At 49.5% G+C, this 8,929-nt stretch carries 8 protein-coding genes and 1 pseudogene; 6 read left to right on the top strand and 3 right to left on the bottom strand.

Annotated elements, in window-relative coordinates:
• Positions 1 to 247 (top strand): annotated as a pseudogene (locus GK091_RS27870) (Hsp70 family protein); the annotation flags it as partial.
• 141 nt (positions 248 to 388) lie between these two features.
• On the opposite strand, the gene GK091_RS27865 reads toward GK091_RS27870, so the two are convergent.
• The gene (locus GK091_RS27865; RefSeq protein WP_164044024.1) at positions 389 to 787 is read right to left on the bottom strand and encodes a hypothetical protein; all 399 of its coding nucleotides are present in this window, start codon (positions 785 to 787) and stop codon (positions 389 to 391) included.
• A 371-nt stretch (positions 788 to 1,158) separates the two neighbouring features.
• On the opposite strand from GK091_RS27865, the gene GK091_RS27860 reads away from it, so the two are divergent.
• On the top strand, positions 1,159 to 1,521 hold the full coding sequence (locus GK091_RS27860; RefSeq protein ID WP_164044023.1) for a hypothetical protein: 363 nt from the start codon (positions 1,159 to 1,161) through the stop codon (positions 1,519 to 1,521).
• 106 nt (positions 1,522 to 1,627) lie between these two features.
• Here the strand turns inward: GK091_RS27860 and GK091_RS27855 are convergent, their stop codons facing one another.
• Both GK091_RS27855 and GK091_RS27850 read right to left on the bottom strand, forming a co-directional pair.
• Complete coding sequence (locus GK091_RS27855) at positions 1,628 to 2,122, bottom strand: DUF4126 family protein (RefSeq protein ID WP_164044022.1); 495 nt, start codon at positions 2,120 to 2,122, stop codon at positions 1,628 to 1,630.
• 66 nt (positions 2,123 to 2,188) lie between these two features.
• Positions 2,189 to 3,277: an NAD(P)-dependent alcohol dehydrogenase gene (locus GK091_RS27850; RefSeq protein WP_164044021.1), complete on the bottom strand. Its 1,089-nt coding sequence runs from the start codon at positions 3,275 to 3,277 to the stop codon at positions 2,189 to 2,191.
• A gap of 432 nt (positions 3,278 to 3,709) precedes the next feature.
• On the opposite strand from GK091_RS27850, the gene GK091_RS27845 reads away from it, so the two are divergent.
• The 4 genes from GK091_RS27845 to GK091_RS27830 all read left to right on the top strand — a co-directional run bounded on the left by GK091_RS27845 (position 3,710) and on the right by GK091_RS27830 (position 8,845).
• Complete coding sequence (locus GK091_RS27845) at positions 3,710 to 3,970, top strand: hypothetical protein (RefSeq protein ID WP_164044020.1); 261 nt, start codon at positions 3,710 to 3,712, stop codon at positions 3,968 to 3,970.
• Positions 3,971 to 4,023: 53 nt separating this feature from the next.
• Positions 4,024 to 4,485, top strand: coding sequence for an Hsp20/alpha crystallin family protein (locus GK091_RS27840; RefSeq protein WP_164044019.1), 462 nt, complete (start codon positions 4,024 to 4,026; stop codon positions 4,483 to 4,485).
• Between the two features lie 336 nt (positions 4,486 to 4,821).
• Positions 4,822 to 5,649: a ThuA domain-containing protein gene (locus GK091_RS27835; protein WP_164044018.1), complete on the top strand. Its 828-nt coding sequence runs from the start codon at positions 4,822 to 4,824 to the stop codon at positions 5,647 to 5,649.
• Between the two features lie 4 nt (positions 5,650 to 5,653).
• Complete coding sequence (locus GK091_RS27830; RefSeq protein WP_164044029.1) at positions 5,654 to 8,845, top strand: PVC-type heme-binding CxxCH protein; 3,192 nt, start codon at positions 5,654 to 5,656, stop codon at positions 8,843 to 8,845.
• Positions 8,846 to 8,929 lie beyond the last annotated feature (84 nt).

Genomic DNA, 8,929 nt, shown 5'->3' with positions numbered 1-8,929 from the left:
AATTTTTGCTTCGGCGCGGCAATGTCTTCTGGAAGCTGGTGTCAAAAACGAGGCTATTGAGCTGGTTATTCTGACCGGTGGGTCGACGGAGGTGCGTTCGATACAGACCGAATTCAAAAAACTGTTTCCCAATGCAGCCATAGCGGACGAAAACAAACTTTCCAGCGTGGGTCTTGGTCTGGCCTATGACAGCCAGTATAAATTCGGCAAAAACACGGCTCAAACTGTATCATCACTTACTGAGTAAGTGCGCTCCGGTAGGCTTCGGGAAGTGAGTTCTTCTTGCTAACCGTTCAGTTTGAGTAACGGGTAATTGCGTATCAAAAATCAGGTCCAGTCTACTCATTCGAATAGCTGGACCTGATTTTATATTGGCGAATTAGTGCCGTTAGTTAATGGCAACCAGACGACCAGGCGTACTGGCTTGTTGAGTCGAGATGGTCACCGAATGCGTTGTTGTGTCAACGCCGTTGGTAACTTCGACCTGGTACGTTCCGTCCTGTAATTCGCTCATAGTTAAACGGATACGGGCTTTATTTTCTTTTTTATTCAGGTGCTGAACAAATAACAACTCGCCATCCGCACTTTTCAACTTAATATCGACGGCACCATTCGTTTCTTTATCAAGCGCAATTTGCAGCTTACCATCCAGCGTGGTGTAAATACCCGTTTTGTAGGTGGCTACAGTCGATGTGTTTTTTCCTGGATTGGCTTCGGCTTGTGACGCAGAGATGGTTACCAGGCTTACTGTAAAAGCAATGAGTAGGGATTTGATGAGCGTTTTCATGGTGTTTATATAGTTAGTGCTTCAGTTAAATTTTGGTCGGGTTCTTCCCGATTGATGACTCAAAGGTATAGGCGATGGATGGTACTATGTATTGCAAACTACTGGAACGGCTGGCTGACTTGATGAATGGATAGTTTTAGGGTTGGTCGAGCGAATGGTATTTTGCTGGGAAATATGGAGAGCCGTTGACTAAGCCGGGTCGTTCATCCAATACCTTTTAAGAAATATAATACAAGTAAAACCTATCGGTCAATTGATAAAGGCTTTTAGATGATCTATTCTAGTGAAAAATGACTTTTTAGCTACTTCTTTTCCAAACAAAGTGAAGATGCAGGTAGTTTATAATACAAATAAAACACTAGTTCATCGTTATGAAAATCGCAGTAGAAAAAGGTCAGGATAAAGCGTTGCTGGCAGATGGTCCGCAGCAGGTAACGATTACAGATATTGAAGAAGGGTCGAGCGAAAACAAAGGGATTCCTTTCTTTGCCGTTCGGTTCGAGAACGAAGAAGGATACCTGTCACACCGGTTTTATCAGTCATCAGCGGGTATGCCAGCTATTGTAAGTTTATTCGAAACCGTTGGCATTGACGTGAAAGAAGGAAAGCAACTCGATACGAAGCAACTGCTGGACAAACAGCTGACCATCGAGGTGGGCGAACGTTCGTATACGGACCCACAGAGCAACAATGAACGGACGCTGAAACAGGCGCTCAATTTCTTGGTCAGCTAATAGCCATACATAGACAAAAGCAAAACGCCCAGACAGTACTGTCTGGGCGTTCTGCTTTTGAACCTAGGCTTATGTTCAGGTTAACGATACCGCAAGGTATTGAAAACTAGGTGGTTTTCAGGTTTGGCTGAATACCGTTCACGATCTGCCAGCCTACACCAATAGCCAGTGCGTCTTCGGCCAACGCGCCGACCTGATCAGGAATACCCAGATCGTGATCCAGCCAGCGACGTAAATTAAAGAAAAGTAAGGTGCCCGCTACGGCTCCCAGCCCACCGGCAATCGCGCCCAGCGACGCCGATTGTCCTTCTACTTCGCTCACAACCGCTCCACAAGTAGCCCCGGATGTAATGCGCGTAATAAACTGGGGCGGGGTGGTCCGATCCGGTCCGTGGGGTACTTTATCGCCAATAATTTCGGCACCCGCCAATACTTTCAACGCAATCGACGTGGTGGGTTGGGCAAAATACTGAACCGGCGTTTCCGGAGTTTTGGTCGGTAAGGTGCGCTCCAATTTGTGGCTGAGTAAAGCCGGAGCCGTCAGGGCACGCATGCCCGCAATAAAGCCAAGTTGAAACGATCGCAGATAAGGCGTAGTCATAGGGTTTAATTTCGTTGAGGGTTACTATAATTAGCCAGCCTTTCGAGAACCAGCTATTTATTTAGCTTATTGTTCGTCCTTCAGTGACTGCATGTCAATGACAAATCGGAACCGAACCTCTTCATCGAGCATCCGTTTGTAAGCCTTATTGATGTCCTGGATAGGAATAATTTCTACCTCGGGTAGAATGGAATGTTCAGCGCAGAAATCCAGCACTTCCTGCGTTTCTTTGATGCTACCGATCAGCGAACCCGACATCGACCGGCGCTGAAAGGCTACTTCCATGTTGTTGACCGGGCTCTTGTAGGGACCGAGTAAACCGACGGTTACCAGATTACCGTCACGCTTGAGCAAACTGATGTACGGATTGACGTCAAATTTGTCGGGAATGGTAACCAGAATCATGTCGAGCGTTTTCTCGTTCTGCGTCATGGCATCTTTGTCATCTGAGATGATGACATGGTGCGCACCCAACTTTTCGGCGTCCGCTTGTTTTTCCTTGCTTGTTGTCAATACGGTTACCTCAGCACCCATTGCTTTTGCCAACATGACGGCCATATGACCCAGACCGCCCAACCCTGCGATAGCAACTTTGTCGCCTGCCTTAACCTGCCAATGCCGCAGGGGTGAGTAAGTCGTTACGCCCGCGCACAAAATGGGAGCAGCTGCCTTGATGTCGAGCGAATCGGGGATGTTGAGTATAAATGACTCTTTAACGACGATATTGGTCGAATAGCCGCCGAACGTATTATACCCATTCCCGTTGGGCTTCATATAGCCATTGTACGTCGCCGTCCAGCTTACGGGGCCTTCGCAGTACTGTTCGTCGCCACCCGTGCAGGAATTACACTGACCACACGAATCGATCATACAACCGACACCGACCACGTCACCGACCTTGAACTTTGTGACGTTGCTACCAGTCTGCGTTATGCGGCCAACAACTTCGTGTCCCGGCACGCAGGGATAAATGGTATTGCTCCAGTCGTTTTTGACCTGATGGAGATCAGAGTGACAAACACCACAGTATAAAATATCGATCAGAACCTCATCCGACTGAGGTTCGTTGCGCTCGATGTCCATACGGGACAGACTGCTGAGTTGATCAATGAGTGAGGCTTTTGCCCCGTACGCTTTCGTTTTAAGTTGTTCCATAGTTGAGTTGAAGCCGTTGCGGCCCTGCGTCGTTGATAAATACGATCCATAACCGTCAGGTTAGCCCAGTACCGATAGTGAATCATGTTATAATTAATTCATGTGTTGTAACGACCAATTCGCTCAATAGTTTATGGAAATAATGGAATGGATAGCGTAGCCAAAACCAGCTTATACTATTTCAGCATGTCTTATGAACGTTGGTCGTAAACGAACTATAAATTTAATTTTTTTGAAAATAAAGCTGTTGATTTTCAGTAGTTTATGTTTGTATGAACAGAAATTTTTAGACTATTTAAAATATAAATGGGCCCTGCTGCGACTATTCCTGTAGAGCAGGGAATGAAGAAGGCTCATCAACCCACTGGGTTTGAATCCATAGTTGAGGCTCGAATAATTCTGGTTCTGATCAATCACTAACTAAGTAAAACGATGAACATTTGGCGAATAGCAGGCGTAGCCCTGGTGGCCGGTTTGGCCTTATTTCTAGTAACGATTCTGATAAAACTTCTGCTCGTTGCGGCAGCAACGTTCGTGCTTGTACGGGTTGTTGGGCGGCAACTGGCCCGGCGGGCTTTTGGACCGCTGGAGCGGGGAAACTGGCAATCAGCGGAAATCATAGCCATCGATCAGCCGACGTTTCAGGCGCCCATGCACCGGCCCCGTTTCGATCGCGTAATCTCGATCAGCTAAGCGTAATACAATAAAACACACACACAGTAAACACAGCATTAAAACACACGATCATGTATAACAAACAAGCATTTCAGCAGGAATACAAAGGTGGTTGCGGTCCAATGGGTCGGGGTAAATTCAGTGGTCAATGGGGCCGGGGTAAATTCGGTAACTTCTGGGGTCGCCATGCCGGCGGATTTTCACAACCACCGGTCAATATTGAAAACAAAGAAGATGCCTTCGTCATTTCGCTGTTCGCTGCCGGTCTGGCCAAAGAACAGGTCGCACTGACGGTGAAGGACGATGTGCTGGTTATTTCTTATCAGGGAGCCGATGCGTCGGGAAACTCCACCAGCGAGGGAGCATATACCTATCAGGAACATAACCAGTCTTCGTTCGAACGCTCGTTTCGATTGAACGACAAAGTGCTTACGGAGCTGATAACAGCTAGTTATGCCGATGGAGTTCTAAAGGTTACGCTCCCCAAAAATCCGGAAACGAACAAGCCTGGACAAAGCATAAACGTGGAGTAAGGTTGTAACTTCACTCGGGAAAGAAGGCCAGCACTGTGCAAATAGTGCTGGCCTTTTTGTTGCATTCGGGCTTCGATCTGCCCTGATTTTACACGACTGGTTACCGCGCGTCCGTTTTAAACGAAATCCACGGGCATGATCAGCAGTTAATCGCCTTTTTACGTATTTTTTCGGCCCAAACACCTGTCCATTCGATTGCGTGAGCCATCCCTGACAACACGTTATTCCGGAACTATAGTAGTAGGCAGAAGGAAGTAATGTCTTTTCCTATAAAAAAAAGCACCTGTGAAAACGAAACGTAGAGTATTCCTGCAAACGATTACCACCCTACTAAGCATGCACGCTTTGCCAGGTCTGGCCAACACAATGGCCCCCCGGAAACCTTATGTGGTATTCGTAACCGGTGATCATGAATATAGTGGCGAACTGACGCTTCCTCTGATTGCCGCTGAGCTGGAAAAAAACTACGGAATGCGTACGAAAGTGCTGAAAGCCTACCCCGACTATAATGCCGAAAAAGACATTCCCGGTCTGGAAGCCCTCAAAGAAGCAGATCTGGCCGTGTTCTTTTTGCGCTGGCGGTTGCTTCCTAAAGAGCAGTTAACGTATATCGATGACTACCTGAAATCCGGGAAACCCGTGATGGGCTTCCGAACGACTACCCACGCGTTCAATTACCCGGATGGCGACGACCGCAAAACGTGGAATGCCTTTGGTGAATTTGCCTTTGGTAGTCCACCGGGCTGGGGGGGCAAAGCGGCTCATACGCACTACGGTCACAAGAGTACGACCGACGTGACCATCATTCCTGAAGCGGCTAAAAATCCGATTCTAACGGGTGTCGAACCGTCCTTTCACGTGGCATCCTGGCTGTACCGGGTTCTACCCGACTACCCCGCCAAAGGATCCGTACCCCTGCTGATGGGCAAATCGGTTAATCCCGACAAAGAAGCTATCGATAATCCGGTTGCGTGGACGTGGCAGAACCAATGGGGCGGAAAAACATTCATGACTACTCTTGGCCATCCGGAAGACTTTCAGGTTGAATCGGTTCAGCGACTGGTCATCAACGCCATCCACTGGGAGCTTGGTAAGCCCGTTCCGAAGCAATGGAAAGGCAAGCTAGACATTAATGTTCCCTATGGCCATCCTAAAAAATCCTGAACGCATGAACTCGTTTATGTCCAGAGCCAGAACCGTCTATGGATTACTGATTCTACTAGGTCTGATCCTGATTGCGGTGAGTGCGTTTCAAACCAATGCGCCTGCCTCCTTAACCCTCAGCAAAGGAACCCGCATCGTATTGCTGGGGAACAACTTGGGGTCGAGAATGATGAACTTTGGTTCGTTCGAAACAGAGATGCAGGTCAGGTATCCGGATGATCAGCTTTACATTCGCAACATGTGCGATCCGGGTGATACGCCTGGATTTCGGCCTCGTTCGAGTCGGTTCGATCCGTGGGCGTTTCCCGGTGCCGAGCGTTTCCAGACGGAGTATGCCAACCCATCGGATAGCCAGGGCCAGTTTGAATCACCCGATCAATGGTTGAGTCGGCTGAAAACGGACGTGATCGTTGCATTTTTCGGCTATAACGAATCCTTTCAGGGAGCTGAGGGGCTGGCTAATTACAAAGCGGAACTGGAAGCGTTTATAAACCACACGCTGAGCCAGAACTACAACGGAACAACACCGCCACAACTCGCCATTGTGTCGCCCATCGCCTTCGAAGATTTGTCGGCTACGCTCGATCTGCCGACTGGTAAAACCGAAAACGCGAACCTGTCGCTGTATGCCAAAGCGATGAAGGACGTCGTGGAGCGAGTGAACAAAACGGCAAACCGGGTGCTGTTTGTCGATGCCTTTACTCCCTCTCAACAGTGGTACGAATCCAGCAAAGAACCCCTGACCATCGATGGTTCTCAGCTTAACGAAGAAGGGTACAAAAAATTAGGCGTGCTGCTGGCTGATCAGGTGTTTGGAAAAACAGCGGCCAAAGCAGAAACGAATCGGGCGCTTATTCATGATGCCGTTCAGGAAAAAAACTGGATGTGGCACAATGACTATAAAATTCCGAACGGTGTCCACGTGTACGGTCGTCGGTACAATCCCTTTGGTCCGGATAATTACCCCGCCGAAATTGAAAAAATACGGCAGATGACCGCTATTCGCGATACAGCCGTTTGGCTAGCCGCAGCCAAGGGTGAAAAAATGGACATTGCCGCTGCCGATAAAAAGACCAAGCAACTGCCGCCGGTCAAAACCAATTTCAATCCGGAAAAGAACGGTAGTCTGACGTATCTGTACGGTAAGGAAGCACTTAGTAAACTCAAAGTACCGCAGGGCTATAAAATTGAGCTGTTTGCCTCCGAAGAAGAGTTTCCGGATCTGGCTAAACCCATGCAGATGTCCTTCGACAACAAAGGTCGGTTGTGGGTTGCGGTGATGCCCAGTTATCCGCATTACAAACCCGGTGACGCCAAACCAAACGATAAAATCCTGATTCTGGAAGATACGAACCGGGACGGTAAAGCGGATAGACAAACGGTATTTGCCGATGGGTTACACCTGCCGCTCGGCTTCGAGATCGCGAAAGAAGGCGTTTATGTTTCGCAGGGGCCTAACCTGAAACTCTACACCGACACAAACGGAGACGACAAGGCCGATAAAAATGTGATCCTGATGAGCGGGTTCGACGATCACGATACCCATCACAATAGCCATGCGTTTACCGTCGACCCGTCGGGGGCCATCTACTCGGGCGAAGGCGTTTTTCTGCACACCAACGTCGAAACGTCCTATGGTCCGGTTCGGGCGACCAATGGTGGATTTTATCGATACACCCCCCAACGCCATCAGCTGGAACGTACCGCCCAACTGTCTATTCCAAATCCCTGGGGAATTGCTTTCGACGATTGGGGACAGCCGTTTTTTGCCGAAACGTCGAGCCCCGATGTTCGCTGGATGATGCCGGGTTCGGTGTTACCACGCTACGGCGAAGCTACCCATAAATCGGTTCAGCTTGTTGAGGAAGCGCACCGGGTACGACCAACCTCCGGGCTTGAATTCGTGTCTAGCCGCCACTTTCCCGATGAAATACAGGGCGATTTTCTGATCAACAACACCATTGGTTTTCTGGGAATGAAAGAACACACGCTGGTGGACGATGGCACGGGGTATAAAAGCAAGCACCGGATGGATTTGGTCGTGAGCGAAGACCGGAATTTTCGCCCGGTCGATATGGAGTTTGCACCCGACGGTTCGCTCTACCTCATCGATTGGCACAACATCCTGATCGGTCACATGCAGCATAACGCGAGAGATCCCCTGCGAGACCATTCGCACGGTCGGGTTTACCGCATCACCTACCCATCGCGCCCGCTGGTTACGCCCGCCAACATTGACGGGGCCAGTATCGACCAATTGCTGGACAACCTCAAACTGCCCGAATACCGCACCCGCTACCGCACCCGACGCGAACTGAGGGGACGGGATGTTAAGGAGGTGCTGGCTAAACTGAACACCTGGGTTGCTAAACTGGATAAAAACGATCCGCGCTACGAACACAATCTGCTGGAAGGGCTGTGGGTCAGTTGGGGCATGAACAAAGTCGATCAACCATTACTTCGGCAAGTGCTCAAGGCGAAGGACTATCATGCTCGCGCTGCCGCTGTTCAGGTCGTTCGGTATACGGGCCATCAGGTAACGGATCAGGCCAATTTACTGATGCAAGCCGTTCGGGATGAGAACAGCCGGGTTCGGCTGGCCGCCATTGTGGCCGCTTCCTGGATTGGTAAGGAAAAAGGGCTGCCCATTCTGGCGGAAGCTAAGAAAAAACCACTGGATGACTGGATGATTCATGCGTACGAAACCGCCGTTGCCCACCTGAATGGCGTGAATGTCAAAAAGGAAAAAGAGGTAGCGGTTAAATCGACGCTGAAAGGGGAGGAGCTGGCCCTGTTCAATATGGGCAAAGAGATTTACGCGAAAGAAGGGTATTGTACCACCTGCCACCAGCCGGATGGGAAAGGACTGACAGCCTCCGGTTTCCCCCCGCTTACAGGGACAAACTGGGTGTCGGGCAATGAAGAGCGACTGATCAAAATTGCCTTGAAAGGGTTGATGGGCCCTATTGAAGTTGTCGGTAAAACGTATCCGGGCCAGGTTCCGATGACTCCCTTTGGCGGACTCCTGAAAGACAACGAAATCGCGGCTGTATTAACGTACGTGCGCAATTCGTTCGGTAACAGTGCTCCCGCAATCCGCCCCGACAAGGTTAAGCAGGTGCGGGCCGCTACGGACCGTAAAGCGGATTTTTATTCGCCCAGTCAACTACTGAAAGATCACCCGATGGAAAAATGATTTTTCTCAGATGTTCCGTAATGCGGGTGGAAACCCGCTATTCTTTGCCAGCTATCGCGGGTTTCTAACCCACGTTGCGAACCT

The sequence above is a fragment of the Spirosoma agri genome, assembly GCF_010747415.1.
Taxonomy (GTDB): Bacteria; Bacteroidota; Bacteroidia; order Cytophagales; family Spirosomataceae; genus Spirosoma; species Spirosoma agri.
The sequence above is the reverse complement of the archived record's forward strand: the minus strand, read 5'-3'. Positions and strand labels throughout refer to the sequence as shown.

Excerpts from the sequence above, each read along its gene's own strand:
- GK091_RS27865 (WP_164044024.1), bottom strand. The coding sequence starts at position 787 with ATGAAAACGCTCATCAAATCCCTACTCATTGCTTTTACAGTAAGCCTG.
- GK091_RS27860 (WP_164044023.1), top strand. The coding sequence starts at position 1,159 with ATGAAAATCGCAGTAGAAAAAGGTCAGGATAAAGCGTTGCTGGCAGAT.
- GK091_RS27855 (WP_164044022.1), bottom strand. The coding sequence starts at position 2,122 with ATGACTACGCCTTATCTGCGATCGTTTCAACTTGGCTTTATTGCGGGC.
- GK091_RS27850 (WP_164044021.1), bottom strand. The coding sequence starts at position 3,277 with ATGGAACAACTTAAAACGAAAGCGTACGGGGCAAAAGCCTCACTCATT.
- GK091_RS27845 (WP_164044020.1), top strand. The coding sequence starts at position 3,710 with ATGAACATTTGGCGAATAGCAGGCGTAGCCCTGGTGGCCGGTTTGGCC.
- GK091_RS27840 (WP_164044019.1), top strand. The coding sequence starts at position 4,024 with ATGTATAACAAACAAGCATTTCAGCAGGAATACAAAGGTGGTTGCGGT.
- GK091_RS27835 (WP_164044018.1), top strand. The coding sequence starts at position 4,822 with ATGCACGCTTTGCCAGGTCTGGCCAACACAATGGCCCCCCGGAAACCT.
- GK091_RS27830 (WP_164044029.1), top strand. The coding sequence starts at position 5,654 with ATGAACTCGTTTATGTCCAGAGCCAGAACCGTCTATGGATTACTGATT.